The sequence below is a fragment of the Endozoicomonas sp. ALD068 genome (assembly GCF_049310145.1).
In the GTDB taxonomy this organism is placed as follows: Bacteria; Pseudomonadota; Gammaproteobacteria; order Pseudomonadales; family Endozoicomonadaceae; genus Endozoicomonas_A.
Window position 1 is genome coordinate 1361037 of sequence record NZ_JBLYNU010000004.1, and the last position, 15329, is coordinate 1376365.

At 46.3% G+C, this 15329-nt stretch carries 18 protein-coding genes and 1 tRNA gene; 2 read left to right on the top strand and 17 right to left on the bottom strand.

All coding sequences use genetic code 11. From position 1 onward, the window contains the following. Positions 1-18 precede the first annotated feature (18 nt). From rfbB to ACO6V5_RS04665, 11 genes are all read right to left on the bottom strand, one after another. The gene (gene rfbB, locus ACO6V5_RS04615; protein WP_422409249.1) at positions 19-1128 is read right to left on the bottom strand and encodes a dTDP-glucose 4,6-dehydratase; all 1110 of its coding nucleotides are present in this window, start codon (positions 1126-1128) and stop codon (positions 19-21) included. A gap of 90 nt (positions 1129-1218) precedes the next feature. Next, positions 1219-2106, bottom strand: coding sequence for a dTDP-4-dehydrorhamnose reductase (gene rfbD / locus ACO6V5_RS04620; protein ID WP_422409251.1), 888 nt, complete (start codon positions 2104-2106; stop codon positions 1219-1221). 2 nt (positions 2107-2108) lie between these two features. After that, on the bottom strand, positions 2109-2687 hold the full coding sequence (gene rfbC, locus ACO6V5_RS04625; RefSeq protein ID WP_422409252.1) for a dTDP-4-dehydrorhamnose 3,5-epimerase: 579 nt from the start codon (positions 2685-2687) through the stop codon (positions 2109-2111). 12 nt (positions 2688-2699) lie between these two features. Then, a complete protein-coding gene (gene rfbA / locus ACO6V5_RS04630; RefSeq protein WP_422409254.1) occupies positions 2700-3623 on the bottom strand; it encodes a glucose-1-phosphate thymidylyltransferase RfbA in 924 nt (307 codons plus the stop codon). A gap of 232 nt (positions 3624-3855) precedes the next feature. Next, positions 3856-5283: a mannose-1-phosphate guanylyltransferase/mannose-6-phosphate isomerase gene (locus tag ACO6V5_RS04635; protein WP_422409256.1), complete on the bottom strand. Its 1428-nt coding sequence runs from the start codon at positions 5281-5283 to the stop codon at positions 3856-3858. A gap of 133 nt (positions 5284-5416) precedes the next feature. Continuing rightward, entirely contained in the window at positions 5417-5716 is a 300-nt protein-coding gene (locus ACO6V5_RS04640) for a nucleotidyltransferase domain-containing protein (RefSeq protein ID WP_422409258.1), read from the bottom strand. Next, positions 5713-6207 (bottom strand): hypothetical protein, encoded by a 495-nt coding sequence (locus tag ACO6V5_RS04645; protein ID WP_422409260.1) that lies wholly within the window; start codon positions 6205-6207, stop codon positions 5713-5715. The genes ACO6V5_RS04640 and ACO6V5_RS04645 overlap by 4 nt, the downstream gene beginning before the upstream one ends. Positions 6208-6305: 98 nt before the next feature. Then, entirely contained in the window at positions 6306-6590 is a 285-nt protein-coding gene (locus ACO6V5_RS04650; RefSeq protein WP_422409313.1) for a nucleotidyltransferase domain-containing protein, read from the bottom strand. A gap of 22 nt (positions 6591-6612) precedes the next feature. Beyond that, positions 6613-7038: a nucleotidyltransferase substrate binding protein gene (locus ACO6V5_RS04655; RefSeq protein WP_422409262.1), complete on the bottom strand. Its 426-nt coding sequence runs from the start codon at positions 7036-7038 to the stop codon at positions 6613-6615. A gap of 9 nt (positions 7039-7047) precedes the next feature. Then, positions 7048-7440 carry a PIN domain-containing protein gene (locus ACO6V5_RS04660; protein WP_422409264.1) on the bottom strand — a complete coding sequence of 131 codons (393 nt, stop codon included), beginning with the start codon at positions 7438-7440 and terminating at the stop codon, positions 7048-7050. Continuing rightward, positions 7427-7738 (bottom strand): AbrB/MazE/SpoVT family DNA-binding domain-containing protein, encoded by a 312-nt coding sequence (locus ACO6V5_RS04665; RefSeq protein WP_422409266.1) that lies wholly within the window; start codon positions 7736-7738, stop codon positions 7427-7429. Before ACO6V5_RS04665 ends, ACO6V5_RS04660 begins: the two co-directional genes overlap by 14 nt. 380 nt (positions 7739-8118) lie before the next feature. On the opposite strand from ACO6V5_RS04665, the gene ACO6V5_RS04670 reads away from it, so the two are divergent. Further along, positions 8119-8349, top strand: a complete 231-nt coding sequence (locus tag ACO6V5_RS04670) for a hypothetical protein (protein WP_422409268.1) — start codon at positions 8119-8121, stop codon at positions 8347-8349. 27 nt (positions 8350-8376) lie between these two features. After that, the gene (locus ACO6V5_RS04675; protein WP_422409270.1) at positions 8377-8814 is read left to right on the top strand and encodes a type II toxin-antitoxin system VapC family toxin; all 438 of its coding nucleotides are present in this window, start codon (positions 8377-8379) and stop codon (positions 8812-8814) included. Between the two features lie 161 nt (positions 8815-8975). Here ACO6V5_RS04675 and ACO6V5_RS04680 read toward each other — a convergent pair whose 3' ends face one another. The 6 genes from ACO6V5_RS04680 to ACO6V5_RS04705 all read right to left on the bottom strand — a co-directional run bounded on the left by ACO6V5_RS04680 (position 8976) and on the right by ACO6V5_RS04705 (position 15225). Further along, entirely contained in the window at positions 8976-10577 is a 1602-nt protein-coding gene (locus tag ACO6V5_RS04680; protein WP_422409272.1) for a polysaccharide biosynthesis/export family protein, read from the bottom strand. Between the two features lie 94 nt (positions 10578-10671). Next, positions 10672-11925 carry a hypothetical protein gene (locus tag ACO6V5_RS04685; protein ID WP_422134113.1) on the bottom strand — a complete coding sequence of 418 codons (1254 nt, stop codon included), beginning with the start codon at positions 11923-11925 and terminating at the stop codon, positions 10672-10674. A 20-nt stretch (positions 11926-11945) separates the two neighbouring features. Next, positions 11946-12599 (bottom strand): ABC transporter ATP-binding protein, encoded by a 654-nt coding sequence (locus ACO6V5_RS04690; RefSeq protein WP_422138213.1) that lies wholly within the window; start codon positions 12597-12599, stop codon positions 11946-11948. Beyond that, on the bottom strand, positions 12596-13375 hold the full coding sequence (locus ACO6V5_RS04695) for an ABC transporter permease (RefSeq protein WP_422409275.1): 780 nt from the start codon (positions 13373-13375) through the stop codon (positions 12596-12598). The genes ACO6V5_RS04690 and ACO6V5_RS04695 overlap by 4 nt, the downstream gene beginning before the upstream one ends. Before the next feature lie 1100 nt (positions 13376-14475). Next, positions 14476-14919, bottom strand: a complete 444-nt coding sequence (locus ACO6V5_RS04700; protein WP_422409277.1) for a helix-turn-helix domain-containing protein — start codon at positions 14917-14919, stop codon at positions 14476-14478. 229 nt (positions 14920-15148) lie between these two features. Next, positions 15149-15225: transfer RNA gene (locus ACO6V5_RS04705), tRNA-Pro, on the bottom strand. Positions 15226-15329 lie beyond the last annotated feature (104 nt).

Consider the following 15329-nt stretch of genomic DNA (forward strand, 5'->3'; position numbering starts at 1 on the left):
TACTTTTTCCATGGATCTTTAATATGGCACAGCCATCCAGTTTTGATAACTTCCATCCATAACAGTCAGCCACCATGTTTGATTGTTTAAATACCACTCAACGGTTTTTTGAATACCGGTTTCAAAAGATTCTTTAGGTTCATAACCCAACTCTGAACGGGTTTTTCCTGCATCAATAGCATAACGGCGATCATGACCGGGGCGATCCTTTACGTATTTGATCAGTGATTCTGAGTTGCCGACGATTGCAGACTTTGCGGTGGGGAAGCGTTGTTTGAACTGGAGGCTGGAAGCTGGAAGCTGGAAGCTTTTATTCATTAGGTTGCAGATGAGGTTGACTATGTCGATATTGTGCCATTCGTTGTGGCCGCCGATGTTGTAGTTTTCACCGATTTTGCCCTTGTTGAGAACCAGCTCGATTCCACGTGCGTGGTCTTCTACATAGAGCCAGTCGCGGATTTGTTTGCCGTCGCCGTATATAGGGAGTGGCTTATCGTGCAGGATGTTCGTGATTACCAGAGGGATCAGCTTTTCCGGGAAATGGTATGGGCCGTAGTTATTGGAGCAGTTACTAATAGTGGTCTTTAGGCCAAAAGTTTCCTGATAGGAGCGAACCAGGTGGTCACTGGACGCTTTGCTGGCTGCGTAGGGTGAGTTCGGGGCGTAAGCGGTTTCTTCAGTAAAGGCTGGGTCAGTTAACGACAGAGTGCCGTATACCTCATCAGTAGAGACATGATGGAAACGATGCTCTTTACCTTGTAAATGGTCTTCGTCCAACCAGACTTTTTTTGCCGCTTTGAGCAGGCTATGGGTGCCTATGATATTAGTTTCAAGGAATGCGTCAGGTCCGGTTATGGAACGGTCTACATGAGATTCAGCTGCAAAGTGGACTAAAGTGTCGATTTTATGGTTTCTCAGTAAACCTTCCACCAGTTCTGTATCCAGAATATTCCCGTGTACAAAGGTGTAATTGGGGTGTTCTTTGATGGGGTCAAGGCTGGCTAGGTTTCCTGCATAAGTCAGGGCATCAAGAACGACAATGTTATGCTCGGGGTATTGCTTTATCCAGTACTGGACAAAGTTTGAGCCAATAAAACCGGCTCCACCGGTGACTAATAGTGATTTCATGAGAGTGCTGTTAAAAAATTAGGTGTTGGGCGTTTGTAAATGAGTATGGCTCTGGTCGATGGCTAATGAGTAGTTGAATACACGTCGTACTCAATGGTTTGACTTAAGCTCTTTTAGCATGGACCTGAGAGCAATACGCCAATGCTCAATGGGAAGCTCTAACTCAGAGTAGGTCAGTTGTTTGTCCAAAACGCTGTATTTGGGACGTTCTGCCGGGGTAGGGTAGGCAGACGCGGGTATTGGTTTTATTGGGATACTTTTTTGTAGTATGCCTAGGGATAGTGCTTCTTCCTGGATGGCTATGGCGAAGTCGTACCAGCTGGCTACACCGGCGTCGCTCCAGTTGAAGATTGCTTGAAGCTTGAAGCTTGAAGCTTGAAGCTTTTTTAATGATTGCCAGCAGCATAGTGCTAGTGACTTGGCGGAAGTAGGGGTGCCAATTTGGTCAAAAACGATACCTAGCTGATCTTTTTCTTGCATCAGTTTGAGCATGGTTTTTACAAAATTATTACCGTGTGATGAGTAAACCCAGGCTGTACGAATGACAACGGCTTTATTTCCGAGTATCTCAAGAACTTGCTTTTCGCCCTGAAGCTTGCTTTCTCCGTAGACACTGACAGGCTTGGTTTTGTCAGTCACTTTATAGGGCGTTGATTGAGCACCATCAAAGACAAAGTCTGTCGATACCTGAACCATGGGGATGTCATGCTTTGAGCAAGCTTCTGCCAGGAAAGCGGCGCCTTTGGTATTTACTGCGAAAGCTGAATCACTGTCTGTCTCTGCTTTATCAACCGCAGTATAAGCCGCAGCATTGATAACCGCTTCAGGCTGATGAGCAACGAAGTAAGTATTAACAGATTCCTGAGAGGTAATATCCAGTTGATACCGATCAGCACAAAGCAGCTCTATGCCCTCAGGCACAGTCCTCTGCAACTCATACCCCAATTGACCATCACAACCCGTAATTAAAACCCTCATCTTCAAACTTCCCTCGCCCAGCTTCCAGCCTCCAGCTTCCAGCTTCCAGCTCCAAAAAACGCGATAGCATTCTCGTCCTTGCCAGACAGCAAAGGCGGCTCACCATTAACCAACGGCCATTCAATCCCCAGTTCAGGATCATCCCAGGCAATACTCAGATCATACTCTGGCGCATAATAATCTGTACACTTGTAAACGAAATCAGCACTTTCACTGGTGACATAAAAGCCGTGAGCAAAACCTTCGGGCACCCAGAACATACGTTTATTTTCTGCGGAAAGATAAACACCGTGCCATTGTCCGTATGTGCTAGAGTCTTTTCTCAAGTCTACAGCGACATCAAAAACTTCACCCTGTATCACTCTTACCAGTTTTCCCTGGGTGTGTTGAGTTTGAATATGAAGGCCTCGCAATATTCCTTGTTTAGAGCGACTGTGGTTGTCCTGAACAAAGTGGGTTGGAAGACCCAGTTCTTCAAATTTTTTGGCTTGCCAGGTCTCCATGAAAAAGCCGCGTTCATCACCAAACACTTGAGGCTCAATGACTTTCAGGCCTTCAATACCTGTTTCCAGTACTTCCATTATTCTGATACCTCAGGCAACCTGAATCTTGCGTTGTTCAAACCAGCTGATGCCTTCCAGTTCTTCAATAATATTCATCAGGTAAACACCGTAGCCGCTCTTACGCAGTGGCTCGGCAATATCAAGCAATTGCTCTGCACTAATGTAGCCCATTCTGTAGGCGATTTCTTCAGGGCAGGCAATCTTTAGACCTTGTCTGGATTCAATAGTTTCTATATAGGCAGCAGCATGAAGCAGGCTCTGATGAGTGCCTGTGTCCAGCCAGGTTGAGCCTCGGCTGATGGTGGCAACATTCAGGCTGCCTTCCTTAAGGTAGCAATCGATGACAGAGGTGATTTCCAGTTCACCCCGTGGTGAAGGTTTTACCGATTTAGCAAAATCTACTACCCGGTTATCAAAGAAATACAAACCTGTTGCTGCATAATTCGACTTGGGTTCTAAAGGTTTTTCTTCAATGGACAAAGCTTTGTTATTTTCATCCAGCTCAATAACACCATAATCTTGGGGATTGCTGACTCGGTAACCGAAAATTGTAGCCCCGTGTTGTTTGTCAGCTTTTTGGAGCAGTCTGGAAAACTTGTGACCGTAAAACAGGTTATCACCCAGTATCAGGGCGCAATCGCTTGAACCGATAAACTCTTCTGCCAATATAAAGGCTTGAGCAAGACCGTCTGGTGAAGGTTGAACCAGATATTCAAGTTGTATTCCCCACTGCCTGCCATCACCTAGCAATTCTTTAAAGCGATGTTGTTCTTGAGGTGTGGTGATAATTGCTATTTCGGTAATACCCGTCAGCATTAATGTTGCCAGTGGGTAATAGATCATGGGTTTATCATAAACAGGCATTAGCTGTTTGCTGACAACTCGGGTTAAAGGATAAAGCCGGGTGCCAGAGCCTCCAGCCAGGATAATACCTTTTCTATTAGATTTTCCCATCTTAGATCCTAATGGTGGGTTGTTAGAGTCTTAAAACTACAGCAGCACTCATGGCTAACTGATAGATAATCTGCATAATATCGCTGGTATATTGCTCTGACGTTAATTCTGCAAAGCTGGTACAGTAGCAAAAGCAGACATCATTCAGGTTCACCGGCTTATCCTGAATTACTAGCGATGACGGTGCTATTTCCGAGCTTTTTAAACCCGGCGGGTCAGAGGTGAGATCTCATCACGCCCTGCCGTATGTATCCTCAAACCGGACAATATCATCTTCGCCAAGATATCCGCCGCTCTGTACCTCAATCAGCTCAAGGTCAAACTTGCCGGGGTTTTCCAGTCGATGCACGACGCCAATGGGAATATAGGTAGATTGGTTTTCGGTCAGCAGAATTTCCTGATCGCCATTGGTGACCAGCGCTGTGCCTTTCACAACAATCCAGTGTTCGGCTCGGTGATGGTGCATCTGCAGGGAGAGCTGCGCTCCGGGCTTAACGGTAATGCGCTTAACCTGGAATCGGTCGCCCATATCAATGGAGTCATAAGCCCCCCATGGACGATAAACCTTTCGGTGTAATTTAGCTTCAGAACGGTTTGCTGCCTTTAACCGTTCAACAATTTTTTTAACATCCTGCACCCGGTCCTTATGGGCCACGAGAATGGCGTCATCGCTTTCGGTGATCACCAGGTCGTCGACGCCGACGGTGGCAATCAGTTTTTTTTCACTGCGCACATAGGTGTTGCGGGTATCCTGCAGCAGAACGTCACCCTGGCAAGCGTTACCGGATTCATCTTTTTCACAGATATCTGCCAACGATGTCCAGGAGCCCACATCAGACCAACCAGCATCAAGAGGCACCACAACGGAGTCTGTGGTTTTTTCCATCACCGCATAATCGATAGATTCATCTGGGCAAGCATGAAATGCCGTTTCATCCAGCCGGACAAAATCCAGGTCAGTGCTTTCAGCCGCCATAGCCTTTTCGCAAGCTTGCAAAATATCAGGACAGAACTTGTCCAGCTCTTCCAGGTAACGAGAAGCTTTAAACAGGAACATTCCAGAGTTCCAGTAATAGTCACCGGAAGCAAGGTAGCCCTGAGCGGTTTCCAAGTCGGGCTTTTCCACAAAATTGTCTACCGGAGCAGCCTGTACACTGTTCCCTGTTAACGCTTTACTGGCCTTAATATATCCATACCCGGTTTCCGGATGAGTGGGGACGATACCAAAGGTCACCAGCTTGCCAGTTCTTGCCGCTGGCAATGCAGCTTCGATTGCCTGATGAAATGCCTGATTATTCTGAATCACATGATCCGCAGCCAATACCAGGAGTATGGGGTCTTTCTCTTCAAACAGAGATTGGGCTTTCAGGGCCGCCAGAGCCACGGCGGGTGCCGTGTTTTTACCGACAGGTTCAAGAATAATGGCTGAAGCCTGCCGCCCAATCTGGCGGATTTGTTCTGCTACCAGAAAACGGTGCTCTTCATTGGCAATGACCAGCGGCGCAGATACCGAATCCAATCCATTAAGCCGGGAAAGCGTGTTCTGCAACATGGTTTGCTCATTCACCAATGGCAGAAATTGCTTAGGGTATAAAGATCGGGACTGAGGCCAGAGGCGACTGCCGGAGCCGCCGGACATGATAACGGGGATTAAGCTCATTTGTGTTTAGCGAATAGATTGTTAGTTAATCGGGGTTAGTGACACGGCAAAATCATGAAAGTGCCTGTCCAGCAAGGACTTCAGCCAGATAACCTGTGTTTATAGCGGCTTTACTTTTTTCTCTTCAGGTCGATCAAACCAACCGGACGCCTTCCAATTTGGCAATTTGGTGGATAGGCAGTTCCGGGTGCTGTGTATCGTGAATCAAAATATCTACTTTTTGCTCCCCCCATCGATCTTCCAGGGCGAGGCGTAGGTTGATTTTCTTCTCGACAGTGTTGCTTAAACCATCGACTTCAATCAACAAGTCAATATCGCCACCTCGTGCGTCATTTCTGGCCCTTGAGCCAAAGAGCCAGACCCGGGCCTGCTCGCTGAGCTCTTTCCTGACCAACTCTATGATGTCGTTTTTCTGTACCGGACTGATTCTCAATTGTCACCACCTAACTTTAAATTGTGGAGCTTGAGTAGGTAAGCTTCGATCTGATCGGTGATTTTAATCAGTTCGGGTGCCACAGCCCATGCCATGTTGAGAGCTTCAGCCCGTTGTGATTCAGCTTCCGGGTAGTCGTGAGAGAATACATTGCGAATTTCACGCATTTTCCGCCAGCTGTCAGCAGAACTGAGGATATGTCGCTTTTCCATCCGTGATAACGTATCTGCCATATTCAAGCCCTCTTCATCTTCCATTAGTAGTAAGTTTCTGAAGAGCTTGTTGCCAATACAGTCTTGCAGGCCTGCAAATCGAACTCTGAAAGCGTCGAGTTTTTCAAATAGCGCTTCATCTACCGACTTGAGAGCTTGAGCTGTCAATGGAAAGTGCTGTTCAAGCCTTCTGAGCGAGACTTCCATACGTTTAACGGCTATTTGAGATTCAGACCAATTTTGCTCAAAAAGAGATAGATATTTTGTATTGAGTTGCATTGTTCGTCTCAAAGATCAGAAAGCTTTGAAGTCAGTATGTTGCCAAGAGTGTCCACTTACCAGTTTCAGCGTACAGCAACCCCTGATAGCTGGGAGAGTCAGCTCTGATAAAAAAGCTGCCCCACCCGCTGTATATGCTCTACCAGCGCCGGGTTATCAATGTCTTCCAGAATCGAGAGAGCAAAACTGTAAGGCAATAGCAGGTTATCCAATGCATCATCAATTTTGAACAGCAGGTTTAAATCCAGTGTTTCACCCTCTGCGGCCACCAGGGTTAGATCAATATCTGAGCCTGTGCGGTAGTTTCCTTTTGCCCTGGAACCATAAATAATGGCGCTCCCAACTTGCTGGTGTCGGTTTAATACGTCTTGAATGGCTTCAATGTTTTATCACTTAAGCCAAATTTCATGAGTTATCGTCACCTAGCCTTTTTAACATCTGCTCCAGTGCTTTGAATTCAAAAAAATACTGGCTGATGATGTTTTCATAGATTTCCTGAGCAACTTCTTCCCGATAGGTGTGAGATGTCAGGTTTCTGCTTTTAATCATACTCATCCAGATTTCACCCTGCTCTATAAGCCCTTCTTTGAAGGCGAGGCGAGTGACGTCCCTGGAACCGTAAATTTTTTCAGCCCCGCGCTCAATCAAAAAGCCTTTCAGGGTATTGCAGGCCAACTCATGGGTAAACTCAAAGACTTTGATCAAACCCAGTTTTTCAAGCTCACTCAACACACGATGGTTGGCCAGACTGACAGCTGCCTGCAATCGGCCTAAGGCACGCTGGTAGTTATCAAATCGTTGCTTCCAGCGACTATCTTGTTGCTTTTCCATCCTGTTATTTCAGTGATCTGGTTGAATCAGGCTAAAGGCTGGCAGTCTTGATGCTTTTCGGTCAAAGGTCCAAGTCTTTTTGCATTGATGACTGAGGTTATAGTGGCCAATCATTGCATCTGCAAAGTCATACCCTTGTTCATAGTCATCCAGTGCAGCCATGACCGCTTGCCGGTCATCGGTGACAACGCCCTGTTGGCAAATAAAAGCCTTTAATATCTCGCACTGTCGTAACCGCTTGACCTGATAGAAATGACTGAGTACCCATACCGTTTCTACCAGCACGATGGGGGAGAGATAAACCTTCGGCATTCCGATAAACAGTGACAGTGCCTGTTGGTACTGCTGCTGGTCATCTTTGACCAAGAAGCGGATAAGTACATTTGTATCAATCCCTTCCATTGTCAAGCTCCTTGTTCTGCCCCCAATCCTTAGTGGCGCCCTCCCTGATAGCGGATTCCATATCTTCAAGGGATGCCCGGCGTCCGCCCACATCGTCGGCAAGGCAACCGGCCAGGTGGGTAATATCCTGTTTCATGGGTACCAGGGTGATTACCCCGTCTTTTTCTAAAAACAGCACCTTATCGCCCGGTTCCAACTGGAATTTCTCCCGCAAGGCGCTGGGGATGGTCACTTGTCCCTTGGTGGTAATAGAGCTGCTGGCCATGGCTGACTTCCCGAAAATAAAGGCATTACTCAAAGTAATACCTGGAGGTCTACGTGTCAAAGGGCGCAAGCCGATGTTTGGCACTCAGTGGATACCATGTCATTTAGGAACATCATTTCACCATAGACTCTCACCAGAACGGTATTGTTTTGCATATACATGGTCATTTATCAAAAAGCAAAGGTTGCACTGAAATTATCAGGATTAACCGTGTAAACAGACGACGGATTTATTATATATTAACCAGTCATTTGCAAACCGTTCCATTAATAATCAATAGCCCCTGCTATTGACTGGATACTACTGGAAAGGTGAGTGTCCAAAATCGGTTCTGTTAATGATGATTTGCCAATGCACCATGATGCACTATTATCACATTCATGATGTATCAAACTAAAAAAAGGGCTTAAACCATGAGAACAACACTTGATCTAGAGCCGGGCTTGCTTGCTCAGCTCAAAGAGCAAGCCGCCAGGGAGCGCACAACCGTGAGCCAGTTGGCAAACCAGCTCATTCGCATGGCTATTTCCACACAGCAGAATAAACCGGAGCAGGTGCCTTTCCAGTGGCATGTAGCAAAAAATGGCAAACCTGCCGATGGTTTTGATCCATCAGATCGCAGCTACCTTGATGACCTGGCTTAATGCCCTATGAATTGAGCGGAATAAGCCATGAAGCTGATTGATACCAATATTCTTGTCTACGCCAGCATTCCTTTTTTTGATGAGCACAAGGTAGCCAGGGGGCTCCTGGAGCAGGTTGCCTCGCAGAAAACCCGCCACTGCATTACCTGGATCAATATCTTTGAATATATGAGAGTGGTCACCCATCCAAAGCTAATCAAGCCGAAGCCACTGAGCATTGAACAAGCACTTGCCAATATAAAGAATCTTCTTGATCAGCCAGTGGTATCACGGATTGATCCGGGCCCTGACCATTTGCAGTATTTTACAGAAATTATCCAACAAGTGGCGCCTGTCAGAGGTAACTTTGTTCACGATTGTCGTATTGCAGCAGTGATGAAAGAGCATAGTGTCCGTGAGATTATTACCCGGGATACCGATTTTATGAAAATCCCCGGTTTTTCTGTGACTAACCCTTTTGATTGATGAGGTACCTCAGCATCGAACGCAGGCAAATTTCTGCCCGGAAAAGCCATACAATGGATTTTACCCACATTACCAGTCATTCCGATTTGATCGGCTTTTCTACGGATAAGCATGAAAGGTTACTACCTAAAGTAATACCCTTTCATAACCGCAAAAAAGTGCTACAGCCTCAACACCACCGCCGCACTCATAGCCACCTGATAAATGACCTGCATAATATCACTGGTATATTGCATGGTTTTTTCATCGACCTGTGGCATCACCAGGATTTCGTCTCCGGGTTTAACGTCGTATTTCGCTAAACCACTACTGAACAGACCATCGTTGTATTCAATGCGAGAAATCGTTCCATCCTGATGCAGGACCAGCACTCGGGATTGATCGGCTTTTTGAGAGTAGCCCCCTGCTGCGGAAACGTAGTCGTTGATGGTTTTTTCATTATCAAAGACCATGGCATTGGGGAACATGACTTCGCCATGCACCTGAACCAGAACGGTGTCATTAGGAATAACGATTCTATCCTGGTCTTTCAGCATGACATCCATGCGGGTTTTATTCTGGCCCAGCAGTACCTGACCACGAGGGACTGCCTGTCTGGCTCTTTCTACAAATTGCAGGATCGATTGTGCATCGGCCTTTCTCAAGTTGGCTTCGCCTATGCTTTTGCTTCGTGCCGAGAGTGCCGCTTGCTCAAGCTGTTTTAGCTGCACATCAAGCATGGCTTTCTGGCGTTTTGCTACAGACTCTCTGAAGAGTTGCATGGCTTCCATATTGGACCGGTCGTTAGGGGAGAGCCGGGCCATCAGATCTTTAATGGTGCTGCCGTAAGGAAGGATATAAATAGCCTGTCCGTTGTGTTCCCCCTCGACTGATACACTGATGGTTCCCGGCATTTTGTCAGAAACAACGGTGACTTCATCGCCACTATGAAGTTGTACGTCCGCTGTTTTGGCAATAGGCAGGTATTCCACGTTGCGCTTGGCCATTTGGTTTCTGGCAATCCGAACGTGGGTGGCCTCGGGTAACACACCGACCATATCCAGAGCGTCTTTCAGAGCCGTCTGGCCGTTGGCGAATTCAATTTGAACCGGGTTTTCAACCAGTCCATCAAAAGCGGCTACCCCTTGTCGTGTGTTGACAACCAGAGTGTCACCGTCGCCCAGTTGAACTTGTTCAATGGTACCTGTGAGAAGAAACTCATAGAGGTTAAAAATGGCTCGGGTCTTGCCGTTCCGTTTTAGCTCAACGTTCAGATAACTACCAGACTCTGGGCGTATACCCCCGGCTTTTGCCAGAAAGGCCAGTATTGAATCCGATGAAAAACCGCCATAAAGGCCGGGTGATTGAACAAAGCCGGTGACAAACAGTTTAACCGGTTCTGCTGCATTCAGGCTGGAGTAGACGTTGACATTTTTTTGGTAAACACTGCGAACTTTTTTCTCGATAACCTGGTTCAGGTCTTTGTTGGCAACACCTTGCAGCTTTACGGGTCCTACCTGTGGAATAAAGACATTACCTTGTGCATCGACCGTAAGTTCTACGGCCACTTCATAAGCTCCCCACATTTGCAGGGTTACTCTGTCGCCAATGGCCAGAGTGTACTCAGGGTTGAAGCCTTTAAACTCGGCCTGTTTGAACCCTTCAAATAAATTTTGACCGAATACCGGATGTTGCGTGACGGTTTCAACCAGTTCCGGGCCCACTGTTTCCGTTTCAGTAGATTCGGGGATCGGTGTGTTTGCGTAAGCAGCTACACTCAGCATGAGTACAGCTGTTGAAGAGATGAGTTGTTGTTTCATAAATTCATAGTCTGGGAAATCAGGAATGCTTTAACGATGCTGTTTTCTTGATCTTTCGTCAATCACGATGCTCATGGATAGTGGCGCGAATCATTCGTGCCAGAGCAAATATCATCAGCAAAATCAGCAGTATGTTGATAAGTGAGTAGGCCACCCTGGGGTATTTGGCATCCTGCGCCTGGTATGGACTGCTGACGACGACCAGCTGCTTTAATTTTCGGCTTGCCTCTGTGCGTGTTGTTTCCAGGGCAACCAGTGCCGACGTATAGGCCTGGGTAGCCAGCTCCAGATCCAGTTGTAACTCTTGTTGTTGAGCAGCAAGTTCGTTCAGTGAAGTAGCATCACTATCGACCAGCTTGTCCTTTTCTGTGGTGATCTGAGATTGAAGAGCACTGATCCGTTGTTTTAATGCAATGACTTGAGCGGAGTTTTCGTTCAGATAAGACGTCAGGGTCTGTAACTCGGTCTGGCTTCTGATCAGTTCAGCCTGAAGTTCATTCATTATGCCGCTCAGTGCAGCTCCTTGCTCTTCGACGCTCAGTAATCCGGTTTCGTTCTGGAAGTTTAATAATCTTCGCGTGAAGTCCTTCAGTCTTTGTTCAGCTCGCTCGACTTCGGAACGTACAAAGGTTAATTGTTCATTGGCCAGGTTGTGACTGATGTCATTTACAAAGCTCTCGCTCTTTAAAAGGATCAGGTCGGTGACTTTTTTGGTGTATTCAGGCTCAAATCCCTGAACCTCCATATCCAGCATGCCATTGGTATCGTTGTATCGCACATTGATATGGCTGCGATAAAAGTCGAGAAAATCTTCCTGACTGGCAGATGGGGAGAGTCTGGAAATCCAGTCGGCAGATTCAATGTAATGCTGTTTCAATGAAAGCTTTTGATCCAGGTGCTCCAGCATATCGGGCGACTGTATAAAGGTCTCCAGAATCTTCTGGTCATTGCTGGCTTGTGGAGTCACGCCAAACAGACTGAGGCCTTCAATAGAGCCGCCGCCTGAGTCACTTCGCTCAATAAGAAAGCTGGCCTCGGACACATATCGGTCCGAAGCGATCAGGGTAAAGTATATTGCACAGAGTGCCCAGGGAATAAGAACAATAGCGGTAAACCACTGCCCGGTTTGATGAGTCAGAAGTGCTGACTTGAGTTTATGGGCAAGGTTAAGCTGTTTTAGCTTTTTCTTGATGGTATATGCAGGGGCGACAGTCTGTTTGTGCTCCGGTGGAGTTCGAAGAACTTCGCTTTTACTGGCTGGTTTTTCTTCTTTGGGCGGTGTTTGAGGTGGTGCTTGAATAGTGTCTGGCATGTCGATAGGGTCAGGTCAATTTACATCGAGTTATAGGCGGCAATGGCATCATCTATGCTGTCATGAACATGGATTGAGCCGTCTTTTATATAAATGCCAATGTCACACTGCCGCTTTAGCTCATTGATGTTGTGTGAAACAAAAAGAAAGTTGGCTATCCCTTTTTTGGCATCAAAGGTTTTACGACATTTTTCTCTGAATCGCTTGTCACCCACGGCTGTAAGCTCATCAATCAGGTAGTAGTCAAAGTCAAAAGCCATGCAGACGGCGAATGAGAATTTGGATCTCATTCCGGAAGAGTAGCTTTTGAGAGGCATTTCGAAAAAGTCATTCAGTTCAGAAAAGTTTTTGATGTATTCGATCTTATCCCTGATCTCATCTTTGTTTTTTCCGTAAATCCGACAGATAAATTCGGCGTTCTCACGGCCCGTCATACTGCCCTGGTAACCGGAAAGTCCCAGGGGCCATGAAACATTGCCTGCTATTTTGATACTGCCTTTGTTGGGGTGGTCGACACCTGCCAGCAGTCGCATTAGAGTGGACTTGCCACTTCCGTTGGCTCCAAACACTCCGATGTTTTTATCACCGGGCAAAACAAGGTCTACATCTTTGAGTATGTAGTGGCGGCCTTTGGGAGTCGGATAATATTTTGTGACGTTGTTGAAAGTGATCACTGTGTCAGCATCCTGCGCCAGTTAGCCCGGAGCATCAGAAGGCCTAAAGTTAAGGTTGTTAAGGCCCACATCTCTACGTATTCAAGACTGAGCAGGCTGGTATCATAGTCGTATGAAAAACCCGAGCGCATAAATTCAAAAATATGGATCAGTGGATTCCACAGCAATATTTCCTGTGCAGCAGAAGGCAGCTCGTTGATGGAGAAGAATGTGCCAGAGATGAACATCAGCGGTCTGAGCAAGGCGGGTATAAATTTTCCAGGCTCAGGGTAAAGCGTATTGATGACGCCAAAGATCAAACCCAGCCCGAATGCAATGATGCTGAGCAAAAGGTAGGCATACATGATGATCAGACTGTTGACGAGGTTGACTTCATAACCAACCCACCAGGTGATCAGAATAATCCCGGACAAGACGAAAAAAGAGGTGATGAACTCAAGTATAAAGCGACTCAAAAAGGTATCAAAGACCCTTACCTGACGGTATATGAGGAGATTTTTGTTGGCGCTGACTGCATTCAATGATTGTGTTACGACTTTCTTGAAATACAAAAAAGGTGCAATACCGGTGGCTAGAAATAGCGGTATTTCGAGCCCTCCGACAGAGCTTCGACCGCCAAAGTAAAACAGCCCCATGAAAACAGCTATCTGCAGCACAGGTTCAATAAAGGCCCAGGCTATGCCAAGCCGGTAAGCTCCAAAGCGGGTTTTAATCTCACGTATGAGCAGCGCATGCAGTACAGCATACTGAATTTGTAAGGGTGATCTTGATTGCATCAGAAAAATGAGGTCAGTCAGCTCGAGCCATTAGCAGGTTTGAAACTTGGATTTGCATCGATTTATATTCAGGCACGCTACCGCCCTTCGAGATTTGCTTCATGAATTGTCATAGGACAGGTACGAGCACGCATATACTGAAACAGCGTGTTAGGAAATTTGGCTGAGTACTATAAGCTTTGTGTTTTATTCAGGTAATTGTGTATTGTCGCACTTGATTATTTCGTTTTTGTTACACCGATTATTGCGGCTATGTTCTTGTACAGGTGCGAAGACAAGGAAGGCAATAAACTCTGGGTATAAAGGCGGATCAGGTATCTCGATTGCTGTTGTTCATATTCATGCTTTGTTCATAAAATGTCTGGTTTTGTAGGCTTTTTGTAATTTATATGGCACTAATGTTTCATGCAATAGGTAGTATACCTGCTTGGAGAAATAAGAAAAGCATGATAATCGCCAATGTCCTATTGGATGACCATGTTAGTGTATTTTAGTGTTTATCCAGTTATGAAAGACTTGGTGTAGGGTTAGTGTCGTTTAAAGAGTCGCCAGCATCGCGCAATCCAATCGCACTTTCTGTGCGGTAATGTCTGTGGTCATTTTGCTCAGCGGTGCTGGGTGATTTTTCGCCCTGGTTTCCTTGCTTTTAGGCCCTCTTTGTAACTGAGTTGCAGCTCTTCTTTTATCTGCTACGTTCCAATCTCGAATAAAAAACCATTGGGGTAAGTAGTATGAGTCTTGAGGCAAGAGCCACGGCATTGGAGGAGAATCGAGAGCATTGCGACAAGGTCCTTGTTGGTATTGAAGGCACTCTAGGGTTGATTCTCAGGGAACAGGAAGGGATGAAGTAAGAGGTCACCGGGGTGAAGAAAGAGATGGACAGGCGCTTTAGTGAGCACGATCAGATACTCACTGGCCTCAAAGGCACAGTGGCCTGGATTCTGAGGGGGCAAATATGAGTGAGGGAAGAATTGGCGGATCACAGTAGGCGCTTCGACAAGGTTGAAGAGCTGCTGGTCCAGATCGTCAACAACCATGCCTGCAAGTAATCAACTTGTTTCCATGCATGGACCAATAGAGCCTTGAAGCGCACGAACAAGTCAAATCGCTAACGACCACTGATTATTTTCAGCCTTGAGCGTCAGCTGCTTGATGGCCTGAGCCTCTTCGCTCTGTGCAAGAAGGTTGAGGAAAAAGCTGATTTTGCTGCTCGTGTTTATGGTTTCCAGATAGATAGATCGAAGTACTGCGTCCGAGGTTCTTGGTATAGCGATTTGATCCTTCTTCCAGCGAGCAACTGTTTGGCTATTAACACCCAATATTTCCGCCATGTTTTTTTGAGACATGCCACACTCGATTCTCAAAAATCGCACCTCCTCACCCAGGAGCGGGGTTTTCTTTTCAGTAATATATTTGGCAATGATTCGGTGAAGACCATGAACATCTTCCACGCCCACATAAGTCTCACCATCTATGGTTTCAATATCGTACCCATCAGCAAGGTAAATGTAAGATAAACCACACTCTGTATAGTGATATTTCATATCTCAGTCCTTTATTCTCGCTGAATGAAAATTGTGCGCGGTTTTTTCGAACTTACCTGCGAATGATTATTTTGAAATTTGTCATCATGATAGACAGTTTTTGAAATTCAGAGTGGGCAAAAGAGAAAAATTCAGGAGGGTGAAAAACTAATGAAAGACTTGCATGTCCCAGACGTGTCCCGCCCTGTTTTTTGAAATGGGCGAAAAACTCTGGAACACTTGATATAACTGGTCGGAGCGAGAGGATTCGAACCTCCGACCCCCACAACCCCATTGTGGTGCGCTACCAGGCTGCGCTACGCTCCGACGTGCCGCTCTGTGCGGCGGAGCTGTATATTACCTTTCTAATGCGGATTTGCAAGTCTTAGTCTGATTTCCTTCTATAGCAACCTCTACAACAACAATGGATT

What these genes read in the sequence shown, in the direction of transcription:
- rfbB (WP_422409249.1), bottom strand. Translation starts at nt 1,128, where the DNA reads ATGAAATCACTATTAGTCACCGGTGGAGCCGGTTTTATTGGCTCAAAC.
- ACO6V5_RS04635 (WP_422409256.1), bottom strand. Translation starts at nt 5,283, where the DNA reads ATGAGCTTAATCCCCGTTATCATGTCCGGCGGCTCCGGCAGTCGCCTC.
- rfbD (WP_422409251.1), bottom strand. Translation starts at nt 2,106, where the DNA reads ATGAGGGTTTTAATTACGGGTTGTGATGGTCAATTGGGGTATGAGTTG.
- ACO6V5_RS04655 (WP_422409262.1), bottom strand. Translation starts at nt 7,038, where the DNA reads ATGGAAAAGCAACAAGATAGTCGCTGGAAGCAACGATTTGATAACTAC.
- rfbC (WP_422409252.1), bottom strand. Translation starts at nt 2,687, where the DNA reads ATGGAAGTACTGGAAACAGGTATTGAAGGCCTGAAAGTCATTGAGCCT.
- ACO6V5_RS04670 (WP_422409268.1), top strand. Translation starts at nt 8,119, where the DNA reads ATGAGAACAACACTTGATCTAGAGCCGGGCTTGCTTGCTCAGCTCAAA.
- ACO6V5_RS04675 (WP_422409270.1), top strand. Translation starts at nt 8,377, where the DNA reads ATGAAGCTGATTGATACCAATATTCTTGTCTACGCCAGCATTCCTTTT.
- ACO6V5_RS04695 (WP_422409275.1), bottom strand. Translation starts at nt 13,375, where the DNA reads ATGCAATCAAGATCACCCTTACAAATTCAGTATGCTGTACTGCATGCG.
- ACO6V5_RS04685 (WP_422134113.1), bottom strand. Translation starts at nt 11,925, where the DNA reads ATGCCAGACACTATTCAAGCACCACCTCAAACACCGCCCAAAGAAGAA.
- ACO6V5_RS04645 (WP_422409260.1), bottom strand. Translation starts at nt 6,207, where the DNA reads ATGCAACTCAATACAAAATATCTATCTCTTTTTGAGCAAAATTGGTCT.
- ACO6V5_RS04680 (WP_422409272.1), bottom strand. Translation starts at nt 10,577, where the DNA reads ATGCTGAGTGTAGCTGCTTACGCAAACACACCGATCCCCGAATCTACT.
- ACO6V5_RS04660 (WP_422409264.1), bottom strand. Translation starts at nt 7,440, where the DNA reads ATGGAAGGGATTGATACAAATGTACTTATCCGCTTCTTGGTCAAAGAT.
- ACO6V5_RS04700 (WP_422409277.1), bottom strand. Translation starts at nt 14,919, where the DNA reads ATGAAATATCACTATACAGAGTGTGGTTTATCTTACATTTACCTTGCT.
- rfbA (WP_422409254.1), bottom strand. Translation starts at nt 3,623, where the DNA reads ATGGGAAAATCTAATAGAAAAGGTATTATCCTGGCTGGAGGCTCTGGC.